This is a genomic window from Stenomitos frigidus ULC18 (assembly GCF_003003795.1).
Taxonomy (GTDB): domain Bacteria; phylum Cyanobacteriota; class Cyanobacteriia; order Leptolyngbyales; family Leptolyngbyaceae; genus Stenomitos; species Stenomitos frigidus_A.
The window spans coordinates 123,994-141,998 of record NZ_PVWK01000142.1 but is presented as its reverse complement, the minus strand read 5'-3'; the positions used below and the strand labels follow the sequence as shown (position 1 = coordinate 141,998).

Sequence of the window (18,005 nt, the reverse complement as noted above, 5' to 3'; positions counted from 1 at the left end):
CGATAAGATAAAAATAGTTAGCTGCTGAGTGAACAGGTATGATTACTCAAACAATGGTACAACCCTCCTCCTGGGTTGAAGCGGGTGTCACGATTCAGACCATTCGTGGGCTCAACCTGTTCAAGTTTACCGATGAACTGCAAGCTCGCCTCGAAGCCCTCATCGACCAACAAAAAGCCAACACCCTGACCGCGCAAGAAGAAGCTGAATTGGCAGGCATCACCGAACTCGATCGCATCTTTACCCTGATCAACGCCCGCATCATCGCGGAGTCATGAGCATCAAGCAATGCCCACCCTTTATTTTAGAGCTAGGCAAGACCTCCGAGGTTTTCAAAACCTCGGAGGTCTAACATCTCTGGCGATGGTTGATTTCCGGTTAAAACCTCCAAGGTTTGCGTCAGTCCTAAGTCTCATCTTGAAATCGATGTAATACGATCATCGTTGGAGTGCTGAATTACAGACCCATACGCCCAATGACTGGTCGTCGCAGTTAGCAAAACTACCCTCGCAACACGGTATGAATACTAAAGAGCCATCGGTTCATTTATCCCTTGCAGACCAGGCTCCCAACACCAGCATCAAAAGCCCACTCGCAAAAATGGCGATCGCTAATCCTCCTAAAACCATGTCTACACCATTCAATGGTTCCATCTGCTCTCTCCGTTGTAAGTTGCGTTAACTGCCCCAGGTCATCCCCAATATCCTGAACTAAAAGAAATCCCCCGATCGAAGGCTCGATCGAGGGAGAACGTCAGGTATGTTTAACCAACTAAACTGATTAACGACCCGGCAGTGACCAAGCAGAACAAGCTTATTTCACCAGATCTGCTTCTACCTTCACGCTATCAAGGTCATTTACGGCTAGTGCGGAGACGCGCTTGTAAGGCACCACATCTTCGCCAAAGTAGCGACTGTATTCCGCACTATCGACGATCGCGTCAACTGTTGCCTTCAGCCCACCGGTCGCCAGCAACTGCTCGTACTGCTCGCGTTCATCCTGAGTGGCAGGCGCACGACCCAGCAAGTGACGGAACAACAGTTCAACCACTTTAGGCTGGGGATAAGCCAGACAGAAGCGATGGCTGTAGCTGCCAGAGCTGGCCAGCGTCCGTACAAACTCCCGCACAGAGAGTACGCGGCTGTAGAGCTGGCGTTCTAGCTCCGCGTGACGATCCTCCTCTGGCATCTGTTCGCCAGAGATGTCCATCACCTGACCATAGAGCGCGTTCACGACCAGCGCCATCTCAGCCTGAGACATGCTGGAGTGCAGGCGGTAGATGCGGGCAGGTTTGCGATGAGTTGCCTCTACACTGGACTCGATCGACAGAGCATCGGCATTGCTAGAGCGGCCCAAGCCAACCAACTGTTGCTTGTTTAGTTCCGTTTGTTTCGCCTGAGTCGCCATATCGGCCAAAGCCTTACTGCTCAAAGGCAGCGTTGAATTATCCAAACGCGACTTAACAGTTTCAAAGCTTGGTACAACCAGCTCTTTGTTTTGCTTCGTCAGCGTGTTGTACAACGTTTGGGTATTCGGGTAGTTCGCAGCAGGCAACGTCAGGAAACGATTGTACGGAACGGTGTCTTCACCGAATGCGTGAGCATATTCAGCTCCGTTTACCAGGGCACCGATAAAGGCTTTGAGGCCGTTTGTTGCCAACAGCTGGTTGTACTTGCGGATTTCTGCCTGATCCAACGGTGCACGACCCAGGAAGTGCTTGGTACCCAGTTCAATCACTTTCGTGTTGGGGTAGGGCGTGTAGAACTCCTTGATGTAAAGGCTGGAGCAACCCAAGCCCTCAATGAACTCTTTGAGATTGATTTCGCCATTGCTTAGCTTGCTCTCCAGCACCGAAAATTCGTTCTCGAGGATATAGGGGGCAATGTCGCGCTCAAACACTTGACGGTAGGCAGCACCAATCAGAATCGTAAGCGTCATCTTGTCTTCTAGCCCGGTCAGCTTGAAGATTTTTGTTTGCTCACGCTTCTTGCTAACGCCCTGATTTGCACGGAACTCAATGCTAGGAGCGGAACGGTTTTCTGTAACAGTACCCAATTCGATAAAGCGAGGTGTTTCTTCTTTATCGACTCGACCGCCTTTCTCTCCCAGGCTGCCAAGACGAGCATTGCGCTGTGATAAGCCAGCGGGGGTTACATAGCGTTCGTAAGGCACCGTGTCTTCATTGAAGGCATCGCTGTATTCCTTACTATCGATCAACGCATCAATGAGTGCATAGAAACCCTTCTTGGCACAGATATCAAAGTAGCTGTTGATTTCCTGGCGGCCGTACGTGGGGCGACCCAGCAAGCGACGATGGATGTATTCGACTGCCTTCGTCACATACAGCGGCGTCCAGTAAAGCGATCGGAACAAGTTGGATTTCGCCAAGCGACGCACAAACTCGCGGAGGGTGATTTCGCCATTTTCCAGCTTGATTTCATCCACCTTCAAGCGTTGACCGTCGTAAACAGCACGCCCAAATACTTGCAAATAAGCAGCATTAATCACTGCCTGCGTAGAGCTCTCAGAGAACTTGGTGCTAATACCCTGGGTGTTGGTTTTGCGCCGACCTTTGCCACTGCCGCTGACATAGCTGGGCAGTTGATCAAGTTTGAACACTTTGGGACCCAGTGAACCGGGAGCCACGCCGCGTGCACCAGGATTGCTGAGCTGGTTGTTGATGCCTGCGCCCTGGTTGATTAAAATCCGGCGGGTGTCTTTGCCAAACGGTGCTGGGCTGGCGCTGGGGTTTTTGGTCTCTTTCGGGAAGATCGCACCAAACTGGATTTCCAGTGGATCGTTGCCAGAGCCGTAGACATGCTGGTCGGGCAGAGGGCGATCGTAGTTCGCAAAGGTGACAAGGAATTGAGGAATCTTGCGGAACGGCGCGCTGTAGTTAAACAGATCTTGCTGCGGTCCCCAGTTGCGGCATTCTTGCGCTTCTTGACCCAAACCGCGCAGATAGGGCACCGTCTCTTCACCAAAGTAGTCCGCGTACTCTTTAGAATCAACCAGCGCATCAACGAGTGCGGGTAAACCACCTTTAGAGACGATCGAGAAGTAGATTTGCACTTCTTCGCGCGAACTGGGACCACGCCCCAAAATATGGCGGAAAGCCAGCTCCAACGCTCGGCTGTTGATGTAAGGTTCGTAGAAGTTTTTGCGGTACAGCGGAGACTTGGCGAGGCAACGCATGAACTCCTTCATGGAGATCTCGCCATTCTTCACCTTTGAAGACAAGTCCGAAATGCTGAGGGAATAAGCACGGGTAATATCGCGCTCAAACACCTGCCGATAGGCTGCTTTGACCACATCATTTTTCTCAGACGCTGAGAGCCCCGGCTTCATCACGAATTTAGGACGACGCTCTGAGGCGTTGAAGTAGATTTGGGGCAGTGCCAAACCTTGCAAATCAGTAGCGGAGCGCTGGCGCAGCTTAGTCGATGGGGTCGGTGCTTTAAACTCGGTGATTAAGACATCGAAATATTCCGCCACAATCGTCGCCGATGCTTCACCACGACGGAAATAGCCGAGACTAGCCGACTTCATTTCTTGTAGCGCCACGATCGTCGCATCACCAGAGCAGGCGCGTTCAATGATTTCCCGCAGCCCGCGAGTATTGACAGCAATAATATTTGGATCTCCCGCCACGATCGCGTAAGTCACATAGCGCAAGAACCAGCTCAAATCCCGCAGGGACTTCGCCATGTTGCTGGGGCCATAACGCGCCACGTTAATCGGACGGAAGCTCGCTGGAGTGGCACCACCGCTGACACTGAAGAGCGATTTAATTCCATCCAAAAAGCCACCACCAGAGCCCACGTACGTCGCAGTACCTAGCTTCATCGATTCACTGGTACTCATCGCACCACCACCAGCTGCTACCAGGGCAGGCTCTTCCTGGGGTTTTTCCAAAAACGCCATCGGTGAACCGCCAACAAAAATGCGGTTAGCAGCACGCGACACAATGATTTCAGAATTTTGAGTCAGCGTTTCAGCGATTTCGAGGCGCGTTGCTCCGGAACTGAAATAACGAGCCAACTCGTCCAATTCACCGCGACCCAAGAAACGATCCTGCTGTTCAGCCTGGGAGATCGTTGCAACCGGGACAGTTTGATAAAGGTTCGGACGGGCGACCGAGCTTCCACCACTTGCTTTAACACTCATTGATTTCAAAAGCTCCCTTTAACGGATCGTGACTGTGTTAAATCTGACCAGAGCGGCACCTGGCAACCATCCCAAAGCCCTTGCCTTTTAAGGAAAAAGCATCTAGTTAGGGCTCGAATCTAATGACGGCACAGGGTCTACCAGTTCAATATTTAGGTTAGAACGATTCGAGCCTCAAGACTCGTTGATTAAAAAGTATGTAGACGCGATCGCTCACTGTATCGTCCGATCATAGGGGATGGAGGTAACGCTCCTGAGAAGGCACAAACGTTTTGTTACAAATCTTCGTCGAGTGCAGAAACGGTAGTCTGTGGCTCGATCGATTTCGGTGAATGGAACGCATACTGCACGTTGTTTAAACCTTGTACAACCCTAGACGGCATGACCCCTGAAAATACCGAATCCTTTGTGCGCTCAATTTTAGGTGATGATGACCTTCACCCTGTCACTCTTACTGTGAATGGACAAAGTTGGCAAGGATGGCAAAAAGGCAGGTTAAAAGAGGGTGCCTTCAAAGAGTCCGATGTGTTTGCTGCTCACTTAAAGACGAAGGCAAACAGGGATAGCGTTGAGCAAGCGTGGCGTTTATGTCATGGACGCGATATTCGGCTGTGGATAAATGGTACGGGTAGTCTCTTCGCCATTCCCCAAATGCCCGCACTGGCAATTCCTGCTTGTGAGCGTGTCGGCACACACAATAGCTGGGACAGGGAAGAAGATGCTCTTCGAGAAGTGCAGGATACGTTGGCAGAAATCTATCATCATTGCCCGTTTGAGATTCTTTATGCTGGTACTGCAAGCCTTAACGCTGCTTTCTTAGAACCGATTACTCGACAACAAGCGGAAATGTTTGCAGAACTAATCAACCGCATTGCTTTTGAGACTGAGAACGAGTGGTTAGGCGAACTAGCCGATCGCGGTGAAATTGAAGCAGATGAAAACGGCGTGCCACAAGGAAATATTCAAACGTTGGCAGATTGTCTTCAGCAGAAGCAGGCTCTCCATTTGTATTGGGATTAGAGAACTAGACGAATCATGTTAGAGCAGCGTTGTTGGTCGGGATAATGGCACTGAACGGCATCTCTTACCAGTGCTTCTAATTCTTTGATGCTTTCAGCTTGCGTAAAAATAGATTCCCCGATCGCTCTCGCAACGTAACCACCGTCTGGATCGTCTTCCACCAAAAAAATAATTTCTGTCATGGCTATCTTTACTGGGAAAAGCGTCGAGCGCTTATGCACTCCTGCCATAATCATAAGCAGGTAAGCGCTACTCTATTCGGTACACTCAAGATCGCTGCAATAGTGTGTGCCATGCCAGATTCTCAAGCCGTTAGTGCTGCTGTCGCCAAACTCTACGACACCTATCCGTTTCCCCCCGAACCGTTACTAGACGAGCCACCTCCTGGCTACAACTGGCGCTGGAATTGGCTAGCCGCGTACAGTTTTTGTACAGGACGAAAACCTGAGAAGGATGATCCGCGCATTCTGGATGCAGGCTGCGGGACAGGTGTGGGTACAGAATATTTAGTGCATCTAAATCCCAAGGCGCAGATTACGGCGATCGATCTCAGTGCAGGAGCCTTAGCCGTTGCGAAAGAGCGTTGCCAGCGATCAGGAGCCGATCGCGTCGAGTTTCACCACCTGAGTCTTTACGATGCTGACCAGCTTCCCGGTGAGTTTGACCTGATTAACTCCGTTGGCGTACTGCATCACCTTCCTGACCCGATTCGGGGCATTCAGTCCTTGGCGGCAAAGCTGGCTCCGGGTGGCATTATGCACATCTTTGTCTATGCCGCCTTGGGACGCTGGGAAATTACGTTAATGCAAGAGGCGATCGCGCTTCTCCAGGGCGATCGGCGTGGTGACTATAAAGATGGGGTAAAAGTTGGGCGTCAGATTTTTGCAGCACTGCCCGAAGACAATCGACTCGTACAGCGAGAGAAAGAGCGTTGGTCGCTAGAAAACCAGCGTGACGAAAACTTTGCCGATATGTACGTTCATCCTCAAGAGATTGACTACACGATCGACACCCTTTTTGATCTCATTGAAACGTCTGGGCTGGAGTTTCTTGGCTTCTCCAATCCACGTAATTGGTCGCTGGAAGCATTACTAGACAAAGCACCGGAGTTAATGAAGCGAACGGAAGGACTGAGCGATCGCCAGCGCTATCGGTTGATCGAATTGCTCAACCCCAGTGCGATTACTCACTACGAGTTTTTCCTGGGTCGTTCACCCTTACCCAAAAACGACTGGTACTCCGATGAGGCATTGCTGAGCGCGATCCCCGATCGCAACCCCTGCATGGACGGGTGGGAAAGCCGCTGTTTATTCAACGAAGACTATCAAATTGTGAATTTGAGTGAAGAGGCCTTTGCGCTTCTTAAAGCCTGCGATGCGAACACGCCTACATTGACGTCATCACACCGTAAAACCGTGCGTGCATTGCTTTCTGACGTTGGCGTTGACCTAGCTCAAGTGCGCTCACTCTGGGAACAACGCTTAATTCTTTTAACCCCAGCTTAACGTCACGTCATTAAGTATTATTACTCTCTGCGTGATATGATGACATCGTTCTCAGGTCAGTCTATGGGTGCCTGGGGCTCATCAATTACAGAGCTTCTTTGACAGAATCTTGCGATCGTTGAGTTCTTTTGTGACGCACATACGGCTTTAGTAACAGGCGACGACTTTGATTTATGCAAACACCTGAAACGGGGACGTCCTCTATACCCAGCGAGCTCCCAGTGGAGTTAACTGCTTCTATGCAGGAGTACTACCAGCTTCAGAAAGAGTTGTTGGTCACGACGCTGGTTCTGACAGGGATAATTTTCATCACTGTTTGGGCTTTCTACCCCGTCAACATTGCTCTGAATTATTTACTTGGAGCGTGCACAGGTGTGGTTTACTTGAAAGTGTTGGCTAGAAACGTTGAGCAACTTGGCAAGGAAAAGAGCCAGGTCGGTAAGTCCCAGCTTGCGATTTTTATTGGGCTGATTATAGTAGCAACTCAATGGAATCAGCTAGAGGTACTACCAATCTTTTTAGGTTTTCTGACCTACAAGGCAACGCTCATTGTTTACACCCTGCGCCTCTTGCTACTGCCTGACTCTCGCTAGTCGATCGGGTCTGAAGCATTTTGCCCTTTGTAATAACCCCTTAATTTGGGAAAACCGCTCAAAGTCTAATGCTAAGTTTTCTCCCAACGCTTAACGCTTTTCCGCTTGCTAGTCTCGAAGTGGGGCACCACCTTTACTGGCAGATTGGCAACCTCAAAATTCATGGACAGGTTTTCCTGGTTTCGTGGATTGTGATTGGGGTCTTGCTGATTGCCTCGATCGCGGCGACGCGCAACATCCAACGTGTTCCCAAAGGAATTCAAAACCTGATGGAATATGCGTTGGAATTTGTGCGCGACCTTGCCAAGAGTCAGCTTGGCGAAAAGGAATATCGCCCCTGGGTGCCCTTCATTGGCACGCTCTTTTTATTCATTTTTGTCTCCAATTGGTCGGGTGCACTGGTTCCCTGGAAGCTGATTAAGCTACCTGAAGGTGAACTCGCCGCTCCAACCAACGACATTAATACAACGGTGGCGCTGGCACTGTTAGTCTCTCTGGCGTATTTTTACGCTGGTTTCAGCCGGAAAGGGTTGGGCTACTTTGCCAAGTATGTACAACCAACGCCCATCCTGCTGCCGATCGCGATTTTGGAAGATTTTACCAAACCGCTCTCGCTTAGCTTCCGTCTGTTCGGTAACATCCTGGCAGACGAGTTAGTCGTAGCAGTGTTGGTGCTGCTGGTGCCGTTGTTTGTGCCCTTGCCCGTCATGCTGTTGGGCTTGTTTACGAGTGCGATTCAGGCGCTGGTCTTTGCGACGCTTGCGGGTGCTTACATACATGAAGCACTTGAGGGTCATGGAGACGAGCACGAGGAGCACGCCTAGATTTCGCTTTTAACTTTCAGCTTGCTCGCTGTTGGGTGAGAGACTGAGGTTGAATCACCCATGACTGTCATGGTGGGCGCAAGCTGAAAGCTCTACCCCGTTCGATTTGTTTACTATCTAAAGGAAAAGACATCATGGATCCATTAGTTCAAGCTGCATCTGTTCTGGCTGCTGCTCTGGCGATTGGTCTAGCCGCGATCGGTCCTGGTATCGGTCAGGGTAATGCCTCTGGCTCGGCAGTCGAAGGGATTGCGCGTCAACCCGAAGCAGAAGGCAAAATTCGCGGTACGCTTCTGCTGACCCTGGCGTTCATGGAGTCCCTCACCATCTACGGTTTGGTGATCGCGCTGGTGCTTCTGTTTGCTAATCCGTTCGCTTAAGCGCTCTCGCTCAAGCAATAAAAGCGGTTTACAGCCATTGGGTGATCGGTAATTGGTCAACGGTAAGCGATTTCAATCCATTGCCAATGACCAATTACCCATTGCCAAGTAAGGAAAAATCTCCACTCAACCCCAAGACAATGTTTGATTTTGATGCCACTCTGCCGCTGATGGCAGTTCAGTTCCTTCTCCTGGTTGTCCTTTTGAATGCGGTGTTCTATAAGCCGTTGACAAAAGCAATCGAAGACCGCAGCGATTACATTCGCACGAACGAAACGGAAGCACGTGAACGACTGGCAAAAGCTGAGCATCTAGCGACGCAGTACGAGCAAGAATTGGCGACAACTCGCAAGCAATACCAACAAACGATCGCCACTGCGCAGGCCGAAGCGCAAGCGCTTGCTGATCAGCAGATTGCGGCTGCACAGCAGGAGGCTCAAGCCCAACGAGAGCAGGTGCAGCGCGAACTTGACCAGCAGAAGCAAGAAGCCATGCAAACCCTGGAACAGCAGGTCGAGTCGCTGAGCCATCAGATTTTAGACAAACTTTTAGTCAGTTCTTAGTTGTGGATTGTGACTCTTTAAACCCTTTCTAAACGAACATCCATCAACTCCAACCGTTTTGGATCTAGCACTATGGAAATGCTCTTAAAGTTGGCGATCGGTGCCAATGTACTCGCCGCAGAAGCGGCAGAATCAGCTGAAACGGGCGGGTTTGGCATCAATTTTGACATTCTCGAAACGAACCTGATCAACCTGGCGATCGTGATTGGTGTTCTCATTTACTTCGGTCGCGGCTTTCTGACCAAAACGCTGGGCGATCGTCGCTCTGCAATTGAAACCGCAATCAAAGAAGCTGAGCAGCGTAAGAAGCAGGCGGTCAGTGCTCTGGCAGAACAGCAACAAAAGCTGGCACAGGCACAGGGAGAAGCGGAAACCATTCGGGCGTCTGCTCAAGAAGCGGCTAAAGCGGCTAAAGCTGAAATCGTGGCAAAAGCAGAGCAAGATATTCAGCGCATGCGTGAAGCAGCCAGTCAGGATCTCAGCGCTGACCAGGCCCGAGTGATCACCGAGCTGCGTCAACGGGTGGCAGCACTCGCCATCCAGCGAGTCGAAGCAGAATTGCCGTCTCGGCTGAATGATTCGGTGCAGCAACAGTTGATCGATCGCAGTATTGCCATGCTAGTAGGAGGCGACCAGTGAACGATAGCGTCATTACCAGTGAAATTTCTGCCCCCTATGCACAAGCATTGATGTCTCTGGCAAAGTCTGAAGACTTGAGCGATCGTTTTGGTGAAGATGCTGCCAGCATTTTGAATCTCCTCAAAGAATCACCTGATCTAGACCAGTTTTTGGCAAGCCCCGTCATCGATTTGGATGCCAAGAAGGCCGTTTTGCAGCAAGTTTTGGGCGATCAAGTGCATCCCCACGTGCGTAATTTCTTGCTGCTCATTGTTGACCATCGCCGTGTAGCCTTTTTGAGCGGCATTCTCAGGCAGTATCAAGCCTTGCTACGCGAACTGAATCAAACGGCTTTGGCTGAAGTCATCTCTGCAGTTGAACTTAATGAAGGGCAGCAGCAGACGGTACGCGACAGAGTCGTTGCTCTCACAGGTGCGCGCCAGGTTGATCTGGAGACCACGATCGATCCCGATTTGATCGGCGGCGTCATTATCAAAGTTGGCTCCCAAATCATTGATGCCAGCCTACGCGGACAGCTTCGACGGATTTCGTTAAAACTCGGCAGCGCCACTTAAGTTTTTAGCCATTAGTTGTTAGTTTTTGGTTTGAGCACTACCAACTTAAAACTAACAACCAAAAACCATCAACTTCCCTCACTCCTTATCCTTCTTACAAAGAGCAACCCTATGGTAAGCATTCGACCAGACGAAATTAGCAGCATTATTCGCCAGCAAATTGAGCAGTACGACCAAAAGGTTAATGTGTCGAACGTTGGCACCGTCTTGCAAGTGGGTGATGGTATCGCCCGCGTCTACGGCCTAGACAAGGCGATGGCGGGTGAGCTTGTAGAGTTTGAAGACGGCTCTGTCGGCATGGCGCTGAACCTTGAAGAAGATAACGTCGGCGTCGTGTTGATGAGTGACGGTCTCAGCATTCAGGAAGGTAGCTCGGTCACATCGACTGGCAGAATCGCTCAAATTCCGGTGGGTGAAGCCATGCTCGGACGCGTAGTGGATGCGCTGGCTCGTCCCATTGACGGTAAGGGCGACATTCACACCACCGAAACCCGTTTGATTGAATCGCCTGCACCTGGCATCATTGAGCGGAAATCGGTTTATGAGCCCATGCAGACTGGAATTACGGCAATCGACTCCATGATTCCCATCGGTCGTGGACAGCGTGAGTTGATCATTGGTGACCGTCAGACGGGTAAGACCTCGGTGGCGATCGATACCATCCTGAACCAGCAGGGTGAGGATGTCATTTGCGTATATGTCGCGATCGGGCAAAAAGCTTCAACTGTCGCCAATATCGTCAGCGTACTCCGCGAAAAGGGAGCGCTCGATTACACGATCGTCGTCGCTGCGTTCGCTAACGACCCTGCGACCTTACAATATTTTGCACCTTACACAGGCGCTGCCTTGGCAGAGTACTTTATGTACAAGGGCAAGCACACCCTGGTCATTTACGATGATCTTTCCAAGCAGGCACAGGCATATCGTCAGATGTCTCTGCTGCTGCGCCGTCCGCCCGGTCGTGAGGCATATCCTGGCGATGTGTTCTACGCTCACTCGCGTTTGCTAGAGCGTGCCGCTAAACTCAGCCCTGAACTGGGCGAAGGCAGCATGACGGCGCTTCCCATCATTGAAACCCAGGCGGGTGACGTCTCGGCGTATATTCCAACTAACGTGATTTCGATTACGGATGGACAAATCTTCTTGTCGTCTGACCTGTTCAACTCTGGTCTACGTCCTGCTGTGAACGCAGGTATTTCGGTGTCACGGGTGGGTTCGGCAGCACAAACCAAGGCAATGAAGAAAGTCGCTGGTAAGGTGAAGCTAGAGTTGGCGCAGTACGACGACCTGCAAGCGTTCGCCCAGTTTGCGTCTGACCTAGACAAAGCCACGCAAAACCAACTGGCACGTGGTCAGCGTCTGCGCGAAATTCTGAAGCAGCCTCAATACTCACCATTGTCGGTGGCTGAGCAGGTAGCATCCATCTACTCTGGCATCAATGGCTACTTGGATGATATCCCCGTTGACAAAGTGGTTGCGTTCCTCAAGGGCTTGCGTGAGCACCTGAAAAATAGCGTCTCGAAGTATGGCGACATTGTTCGTACTGAGAAGCAGCTAACCCCCGAAGCCGAAGATCTTTTGAAGGGCGCGATCGCTGAATACAAAAAGACCTTCGCAGCTGCGTAGAGGTGAGGAGAGAGGGGTGAGGAGAGAGGTGTAACGCGCCCTTATCCCTCTTTTCATCCCGCTGCTTACATTGACTGCTTTAGCTTTGATCTGGTGACGTACTCCTCACCCCTTACCCCTCACCCCTCACCCTGATATGGCAAACCTTAAAAGCATTCGCGATCGCATTAAGTCGGTCAAGAACACCAAAAAAATCACTGAGGCGATGCGACTGGTTGCTGCTGCCAAAGTGCGTCGTGCTCAAGAGCAAGTGATTGCGACCCGTCCGTTTGCTGACCGTCTGGCACAAGTCCTCTACGGATTGCAAACTCGCCTGCGGTTTGAGGAGGCGAACCTGCCGCTACTGAGCCGCCGCACGGTTAAAACCGTCGGCATCCTGGTGATTTCGGGTGATCGAGGCTTATGCGGTGCTTACAATTCCAACGTGATTCGCCGAGCCGAAACGCGAGCCAAGGAACTGCAAGCCGAAGGTGTTAACTATCGCTTCGTGTTGGTCGGTCGTAAAGCCACGCAGTATTTCCAGCGTCGTGAACAGCCGATCGCGGAAACCTTCGTGAACCTGGAGCAGATTCCGACCGCTTCTGAAGCGTCGCAGATTGCCGATCAGTTACTCGCTCTCTTTCTTTCGGAAACGGTTGATCGCGTTGAGTTGGTGTACACCCGTTTTGTCTCGCTCATTAGCTCTCGTCCCGTCATTCAGACCTTGCTGCCGCTTGACCCTCAAGGGTTGGAGGCAGCAGATGATGAAATCTTCCGGCTGACGTCACGGGGTGGGCAATTCCAGGTAGAACGGGAGAAAGTGACGGCTTCTGCGCCTCAAACGTTTCCTCAGGATATGATTTTTGAGCAAGATCCGGTTCAAATTCTGGATGCACTCTTGCCGTTGTATTTGAATAACCAATTGCTGCGAGCCTTGCAAGAATCTGCTGCCAGCGAACTTGCGGCTCGGATGACTGCCATGAGCAACGCCAGCGACAACGCCAAGGAACTGATTAATACCCTAACGCGAGGCTACAACAAAGCGCGTCAGGCTGCCATCACCCAGGAGATTCTGGAAGTGGTCGGTGGTGCTGAGGCTCAGCGTTAAAACGGTCATCGAGTATCAGTATTCTCTGCGTTGGGTTCCCGGTCATCTTTGGTGGCAAAGCCCCAACAATAGGTAAGTAATCGGTCGTATTTCAAAGCGTTGTTTACGTCCGTAGGGACGTTACCTGTAACGTCCCTACGATGTTTTCTTGGATTTTTAGCACATGTCCCAACTTTACACCGTTGAAATCCATCATCAGGGTAGTACGCACACCCTTCAAGTGCCAGACGACCAGACCATTCTGGCGGTTGCTCAGGCATCAGGGTTGGATCTCCCGAACTCTTGCAACGCTGGCATTTGTACCACCTGTGCGGCTCAGGTGGTTGAAGGCACGATCGAGCAGCCAGATGCTATGGGTGTTAGCCCAGAGTTGAGGGAGCAAGGGTATGCCTTGCTCTGCGTTGCCTATCCACGTTCGGATCTGAAAGTTGAGACTGAGAAAGAAGACACGGTTTATCATCTGCAATTTGGCCAGTTTCAGCAAAAGAAGTAACGGCACGTGCTGATCACTCAGTTCATCACCACCGAGGTCGCTCTCCAGAAGTCACCGTTTGTTATGCAACGATCGATCGAAGCGGAACTGCAGAAGCACGGTGAACCGTTACGTTGGGCGATCACCGAAGTCAATACGGCAGAGCAAAAAGCGATTGTTGAAGCGATCGTCACTAGAAAGGCTGAAGGATAAAAGCTAAAGGATCAAACGTTTTCTATTTAGCCTTAATCCTTTAGACTTTATCCTTTCTATGAAACGCCCTTTTACCGTTGTACTGATTGTGCCGACTGGTGTGGGAGCCGCGATCGGCGGGTATGCAGGTGATGCATTGCCGATTGCGCGTGCGATCGCCCAGGTTGCTGACTGTCTGATTACCCATCCGAACGTACTGAATGGCGCGCAGTTATATTGGCCGCTCCCTAACGCTCTATACGTCGAGGGCTATGGTCTAGACCAATTCGCAGCGGGATCTTGGGGTTTACGTCCAGTCCACCAAAATCGTGTGGGTTTAGTGCTTGACCAAGGCATTGAACCAGAGCTGCGGCTGCGACACATCCAGGCGGCTGACGCAGCAAGAGCCACATTAGGGCTAGATCTCACTGAGTATGTTGTGACGGACGCGCCGTTGGCGGTCGATCTGCAAACCGCTTCATCAGGTGCAACCTGGGGCACCATTCGGAACCCGGACAGTTTGTTGCGAGCAACTGAAACCGTAATTCAAAAGGCCGGTGCAGAAGCGATCGCAGTGGTTGCCCGTTTCCCAGACGATTTTAGTAGCGACGCACTCCAAAGCTACCGTCAGGGTCAAGGGGTAGACCAGATCGCAGGCGCAGAAGCGGTCATTAGCCATCTTGTTGTGCGCACATTCCGGCTGCCTTGTGCCCATGCACCTGCTCTTTTACCGCTGCCGCTCGATCCTCACGTCGCCCCTCGATCGGCAGCTGAGGAATTAGGCCATACCTTTTTACCGTGCGTCTTGGTCGGTTTAAGTCGTGCTCCACAATTTATCGTGCGATCGCACCCCACGTTTACCCCGCAACAGGGAGACCTTTGGGCTGATCAAGTGGATGCGGTTGTGGTGCCAGCAACGGCCTGTGGTGGTAGCGCTGTTTTGAGCCTGAGCCAGCCAGCGTCGGCATCTGAAGCGCGATCGCCCCGTATTATAGCTGTACGGGATAATCAGACGACGATGCAAGCATCGCCTCGGTCGTTGGGGATGGCCGCGATAGAGGTCGATTCTTACCTGGAAGCGTTGGGCGTACTGGTTACTCAGCGAGCAGGCATTAGTCACACGGCACTGAGACCTTCAATGGGATCTCTTGCCTCTTTGGATCAATGAGCGCTCAAGAAAAGGAACGCTGCACTTTCAGCACAAGGCGCTAGACTGGTTAAGATTCATTGGCTCAGAGCTCAGTTTGCCACAGCTCCAGCATAGCTTGACTGACATGGCCTGACTGAATTTGATCGCAAATTGCATTGTGATCGAGGCGGACTGTGATCGAGGCAGATATTTGTTGGGATAGGGTTTGTCCTTAAGCCACAGCGAAACCGATGATATAGCGTCCAAAGCCACTCCTACGACTGACTGCATTGACAGCAAGAACGGCTTAAATCGGTACAAGGCACTTAGCGATCGCTCTAAAGTCAGCGTCCTTTTTCCTATAACGCTCTTTCCCGTGGCAGAACAACGTCCCGATCATCCCGAAGTTGAATCTCTTAGCCGCACTCAAGTACTCATTGCGATGGGCGTTACAGCCGTTGTGCTGTTGCTGGTTGCCAAACTGTGGGTTCAGTTTGGCACTGTCATTCTATTGCCGCTGCAATGGTCAGCGATCGCAGTGCTGCAAGGGCTTGGGTTAGGGGTTGTCATTACGCTTGCCAGTGCGGTGGTGTATCGCGTTTGGCCAGCCTATCGTCAAAGTGCTGATTATTACCTGGCACTCGTACTCAAACCACTGGTTTTGCCTGATCTAATCTGGCTGGGGCTTTTGCCAGGCTTAAGCGAAGAGTTACTGTTTCGCGGCGTCATGCTGCCTGCTTTCGGCTTGACGTTTGAAGGTGTGATTATTTCGAGCCTTTGTTTTGGTGTCTTGCATTTGAGTAGCCCACGGCAGTGGTCTTATGTGGTCTGGGCGACAACGATTGGTGTTCTATTAGGCTACAGCGCCCTGCTGACGGGCAATCTTCTAGTACCGATCGTGGCACACATCACAACCAATCTAGTTTCCAGCACGATCTGGAAATGGAGTAATCGCGAAGGAATAGTTAAACGATAAGCCGCGATCGTGTGGCGTTTATACATCGGTTCCACCTGACAGTAAAGATACGGTTCCACCCTGACAATCAGGTCGCACACTACTGCCTCCCAAGGCTAAGGTCTTTAGTGCCAATGGAGCCAATGGAGCCAGGCTTTTCTGCCCTAGCCATAGAGTTTCTGTAGTTCGTTTGTTGGAATGGGCTGTAGAACTTTTCTCATACCTGTCAACTAGCTTTAGTAAGCCTTTAGAACGCTTTATTGTGTCTAAAATTACATATCTCGACCTGTAGCTTTAGTATGCTTACGTCTTGATTTGTTTAATCGCGTGGTGTGAGGATTCGATGTCTAGTCTTAATAATCGATGGAAATCTTTGTTGCTTTCGCCAGTGAGCCTGTGGACAGCGTTGTTCCTTGCAAGCACGGCAACAGGGCTACTAGCGTCTGGTGCCAAGGCTTCGCAAAGCTCGATCGACGCATCACAGCGTGTCGTATCGGTTGTGCCTCAAGCGCCTGTGCTCTCAGCGAACACACAAGCGACCCCAGCTGTTTCTGATCGGCAAGCATTGAGCCCACGTCTGGTGGCAAGTGCAGTGGCAAGCGATCCGCTTGTCCAAGGGGCTGAGATCCAGCCAATGCTATATGCAGCCGACGCTCAAGAAGTTGAGCCTAGCGTACTGGATCAGGTGACATCTGTTTCTCAGTTGACTGACGTTAAACCAACTGACTGGGCTTTCCAGGCGTTGCAATCGTTAGTTGAACGGTACGGCTGTATTGTGGGCTATCCCAACAAAACCTACCGCGGCAACCGTGCGTTGACCCGTTATGAATTTGCGGCTGGTCTAAACGCCTGCATGGATCGCATCAACGAACTGATTGCGGCGGGAACGGCTGACCTGGTCAAAAAAGAAGACTTATTAGCCGTACAAAAGCTTCAAGAAGAGTTTGCAGCGGAACTAGCCACCTTACGGGGTCGGGTCGGTGCCTTGGAAGCTCGTACTGCCACGCTGGAGAAGCAGCAGTTTTCGACGACGACCAAGCTGAATGGTTTAGTTTGGTTTAACCTCTCAGGCGCTGGTGCCAGCCGCGACGTGACCTATGAAGGCCCTGCTAGCGGTGTGAATGATGCTGCCAACGGACGGTTCTTTACGACTCGGACTAACGGTCAGCCAACCAGACAAGTCACCGGTTCGCCAGAACCAACGTTTAGCTTTTTGACCTGGTTGACTCTCAATACCTCGTTTTCGGGTAAAGACAACCTGGTCACGCAGCTATCGGCAGGTAACGGTATTTCGCCAATCAACCAATATGCGTCGGCGGGCTTCTTTAACGCCTTCGGTGCTCCGTTTACCGATCAAACAGCGGGAACGGTCAACGGTCGCAGCGATGTGGTCATTCACGATTTGTTCTACAGTTTCCCAGTTGGTGACTCCATTAAAGTCACCGTTGGGCCTCGTGTTAACTGGTACCGTGCCTTTGACTTCAACCGCTTTACCTTCTTCCTAACCGGTTCAGGTAGCTTTGACTCGATCGGTAGTACCCAGACAAACGCAATCGATCGTGGGTCGGGTGCGATCGTTGAGTGGAATATCAACAAGCAGTTCCGGTTTGCAGCCGCTTATTTGGGTGAGAATACCGAGTTTCTACCCAGCCAGTTTGGCTTTAACACCTCAAGCAGTCCTACCTTCGGCTTGTTTGGTGGTACAAACACCGCAACAGCTGAGTTGACCTTCTCACCTAGCAGCACGCTCAACTTCCGCTTTCTATACAACTACAGCCGGATTCAAGCCTACGGTGGTCAGGTCGGTGGTGCGATCGGTGAACCCATTCCTTATGGTTATGTTGATGCGGGTCCGGGCTTCTCTGAAAACGGGGTTGGTGGCGGTCTGAAATACGCCTATGCCAACACGTTTACCTTTAACTTTGATTGGCTGATTACACCTGGCTTTGGCATCTTTGGACGCTATGGCTTTGGTAACACTAATCTGAAGCCAATCGACAAGGCCGTTGATGTCCAATCCTTCCAGGTGGGTGTTGGTTTCCCCGATTTACTCAAAAAAGGTGCCTTGGGAGTTGTGACGTTCTTGATGCCAATGGACATCATTCGGGGCGATCGCTACTTTGCAGCGGGTGCTGGTGATGGCGGCACCATGTACGAGTTAGAAGCCTCCTACTTCTACCCGCTGACGGATAATATCGCTCTGGTGCCTGCGTTCTACGCCATCTTCAATGCCAACAACTTCGACAGTAATCCGACGATTTTTGTCGGTAACTTGCGGGCACAGTTTAGTTTCTAGTCG

18 protein-coding genes are annotated in these 18,005 nt (G+C 51.3%); 16 read left to right on the top strand and 2 right to left on the bottom strand.

Annotated elements, in window-relative coordinates; translation table 11 throughout:
• Positions 1-38: 38 nt before the first annotated feature.
• Positions 39-278: a hypothetical protein gene (locus tag C7B82_RS26775; RefSeq protein WP_106259859.1), complete on the top strand. Its 240-nt coding sequence runs from the start codon at positions 39-41 to the stop codon at positions 276-278.
• Between the two features lie 535 nt (positions 279-813).
• On the opposite strand, the gene C7B82_RS26770 is transcribed toward C7B82_RS26775, so the two are convergent.
• A complete protein-coding gene (locus C7B82_RS26770) occupies positions 814-4,167 on the bottom strand; it encodes a phycobilisome rod-core linker polypeptide (RefSeq protein WP_106259858.1) in 3,354 nt (1,117 codons plus the stop codon).
• A 381-nt stretch (positions 4,168-4,548) separates the two neighbouring features.
• Here C7B82_RS26770 and C7B82_RS26765 point away from each other — a divergent pair, with 381 nt between their 5' ends.
• Positions 4,549-5,187: a hypothetical protein gene (locus C7B82_RS26765; protein WP_106259856.1), complete on the top strand. Its 639-nt coding sequence runs from the start codon at positions 4,549-4,551 to the stop codon at positions 5,185-5,187.
• Here C7B82_RS26765 and C7B82_RS26760 read toward each other — a convergent pair.
• A complete protein-coding gene (locus tag C7B82_RS26760) occupies positions 5,184-5,369 on the bottom strand; it encodes a 2-oxoisovalerate dehydrogenase E1 subunit beta (protein WP_106259855.1) in 186 nt (61 codons plus the stop codon). The genes C7B82_RS26765 and C7B82_RS26760 overlap by 4 nt on opposite strands.
• A gap of 111 nt (positions 5,370-5,480) precedes the next feature.
• Between C7B82_RS26760 and C7B82_RS26755 the strand changes: the two genes are divergently transcribed.
• From C7B82_RS26755 to C7B82_RS26690, 14 genes are all read left to right on the top strand, one after another.
• Complete coding sequence (locus tag C7B82_RS26755) at positions 5,481-6,692, top strand: class I SAM-dependent methyltransferase (RefSeq protein WP_106259853.1); 1,212 nt, start codon at positions 5,481-5,483, stop codon at positions 6,690-6,692.
• Between the two features lie 173 nt (positions 6,693-6,865).
• The gene (locus C7B82_RS26750) at positions 6,866-7,285 is read left to right on the top strand and encodes an ATP synthase subunit I (protein WP_106259852.1); all 420 of its coding nucleotides are present in this window, start codon (positions 6,866-6,868) and stop codon (positions 7,283-7,285) included.
• 68 nt (positions 7,286-7,353) lie between these two features.
• On the top strand, positions 7,354-8,109 hold the full coding sequence (gene atpB / locus C7B82_RS26745) for a F0F1 ATP synthase subunit A (protein WP_106259850.1): 756 nt from the start codon (positions 7,354-7,356) through the stop codon (positions 8,107-8,109).
• Between the two features lie 134 nt (positions 8,110-8,243).
• Positions 8,244-8,489: an ATP synthase F0 subunit C gene (atpE, locus tag C7B82_RS26740; protein ID WP_106259849.1), complete on the top strand. Its 246-nt coding sequence runs from the start codon at positions 8,244-8,246 to the stop codon at positions 8,487-8,489.
• An 86-nt stretch (positions 8,490-8,575) separates the two neighbouring features.
• On the top strand, positions 8,576-9,052 hold the full coding sequence (locus C7B82_RS26735) for a F0F1 ATP synthase subunit B' (RefSeq protein WP_339375212.1): 477 nt from the start codon (positions 8,576-8,578) through the stop codon (positions 9,050-9,052).
• Between the two features lie 72 nt (positions 9,053-9,124).
• Positions 9,125-9,691 carry a F0F1 ATP synthase subunit B gene (locus tag C7B82_RS26730; protein WP_106259846.1) on the top strand — a complete coding sequence of 189 codons (567 nt, stop codon included), beginning with the start codon at positions 9,125-9,127 and terminating at the stop codon, positions 9,689-9,691.
• A complete protein-coding gene (atpH, locus tag C7B82_RS26725; protein WP_106259844.1) occupies positions 9,688-10,245 on the top strand; it encodes an ATP synthase F1 subunit delta in 558 nt (185 codons plus the stop codon). The genes C7B82_RS26730 and atpH overlap by 4 nt, the downstream gene beginning before the upstream one ends.
• A 111-nt stretch (positions 10,246-10,356) precedes the next feature.
• The gene (gene atpA / locus C7B82_RS26720; protein ID WP_106259843.1) at positions 10,357-11,871 is read left to right on the top strand and encodes a F0F1 ATP synthase subunit alpha; all 1,515 of its coding nucleotides are present in this window, start codon (positions 10,357-10,359) and stop codon (positions 11,869-11,871) included.
• Positions 11,872-12,007: 136 nt separating this feature from the next.
• On the top strand, positions 12,008-12,958 hold the full coding sequence (locus C7B82_RS26715) for a F0F1 ATP synthase subunit gamma (protein WP_106259841.1): 951 nt from the start codon (positions 12,008-12,010) through the stop codon (positions 12,956-12,958).
• 163 nt (positions 12,959-13,121) lie between these two features.
• Complete coding sequence (locus C7B82_RS26710) at positions 13,122-13,451, top strand: 2Fe-2S iron-sulfur cluster-binding protein (RefSeq protein WP_106259840.1); 330 nt, start codon at positions 13,122-13,124, stop codon at positions 13,449-13,451.
• 6 nt (positions 13,452-13,457) lie between these two features.
• On the top strand, positions 13,458-13,643 hold the full coding sequence (locus C7B82_RS26705; protein WP_245940109.1) for a hypothetical protein: 186 nt from the start codon (positions 13,458-13,460) through the stop codon (positions 13,641-13,643).
• Positions 13,644-13,701: 58 nt separating this feature from the next.
• On the top strand, positions 13,702-14,790 hold the full coding sequence (locus C7B82_RS26700; RefSeq protein ID WP_181357706.1) for a DUF3326 domain-containing protein: 1,089 nt from the start codon (positions 13,702-13,704) through the stop codon (positions 14,788-14,790).
• Positions 14,791-14,977: 187 nt separating this feature from the next.
• Positions 14,978-15,727, top strand: a complete 750-nt coding sequence (locus C7B82_RS26695) for a CPBP family intramembrane glutamic endopeptidase (protein WP_339375211.1) — start codon at positions 14,978-14,980, stop codon at positions 15,725-15,727.
• A 322-nt stretch (positions 15,728-16,049) separates the two neighbouring features.
• Positions 16,050-18,002, top strand: coding sequence for an iron uptake porin (locus C7B82_RS26690; protein WP_106259835.1), 1,953 nt, complete (start codon positions 16,050-16,052; stop codon positions 18,000-18,002).
• Positions 18,003-18,005: the final 3 nt, after the last annotated feature.

Bases quoted from the DNA above. Each gene is read 5' to 3' on its own strand.
- C7B82_RS26775 (WP_106259859.1), top strand. From the start codon at position 39: ATGATTACTCAAACAATGGTACAACCCTCCTCCTGGGTTGAAGCGGGT.
- C7B82_RS26770 (WP_106259858.1), bottom strand. From the start codon at position 4,167: ATGAGTGTTAAAGCAAGTGGTGGAAGCTCGGTCGCCCGTCCGAACCTT.
- C7B82_RS26765 (WP_106259856.1), top strand. From the start codon at position 4,549: ATGACCCCTGAAAATACCGAATCCTTTGTGCGCTCAATTTTAGGTGAT.
- C7B82_RS26760 (WP_106259855.1), bottom strand. From the start codon at position 5,369: ATGACAGAAATTATTTTTTTGGTGGAAGACGATCCAGACGGTGGTTAC.
- C7B82_RS26755 (WP_106259853.1), top strand. From the start codon at position 5,481: ATGCCAGATTCTCAAGCCGTTAGTGCTGCTGTCGCCAAACTCTACGAC.
- C7B82_RS26750 (WP_106259852.1), top strand. From the start codon at position 6,866: ATGCAAACACCTGAAACGGGGACGTCCTCTATACCCAGCGAGCTCCCA.
- atpB (WP_106259850.1), top strand. From the start codon at position 7,354: ATGCTAAGTTTTCTCCCAACGCTTAACGCTTTTCCGCTTGCTAGTCTC.
- atpE (WP_106259849.1), top strand. From the start codon at position 8,244: ATGGATCCATTAGTTCAAGCTGCATCTGTTCTGGCTGCTGCTCTGGCG.
- C7B82_RS26735 (WP_339375212.1), top strand. From the start codon at position 8,576: ATGACCAATTACCCATTGCCAAGTAAGGAAAAATCTCCACTCAACCCC.
- C7B82_RS26730 (WP_106259846.1), top strand. From the start codon at position 9,125: ATGGAAATGCTCTTAAAGTTGGCGATCGGTGCCAATGTACTCGCCGCA.
- atpA (WP_106259843.1), top strand. From the start codon at position 10,357: ATGGTAAGCATTCGACCAGACGAAATTAGCAGCATTATTCGCCAGCAA.
- C7B82_RS26715 (WP_106259841.1), top strand. From the start codon at position 12,008: ATGGCAAACCTTAAAAGCATTCGCGATCGCATTAAGTCGGTCAAGAAC.
- C7B82_RS26710 (WP_106259840.1), top strand. From the start codon at position 13,122: ATGTCCCAACTTTACACCGTTGAAATCCATCATCAGGGTAGTACGCAC.
- C7B82_RS26700 (WP_181357706.1), top strand. From the start codon at position 13,702: ATGAAACGCCCTTTTACCGTTGTACTGATTGTGCCGACTGGTGTGGGA.
- C7B82_RS26690 (WP_106259835.1), top strand. From the start codon at position 16,050: ATGTCTAGTCTTAATAATCGATGGAAATCTTTGTTGCTTTCGCCAGTG.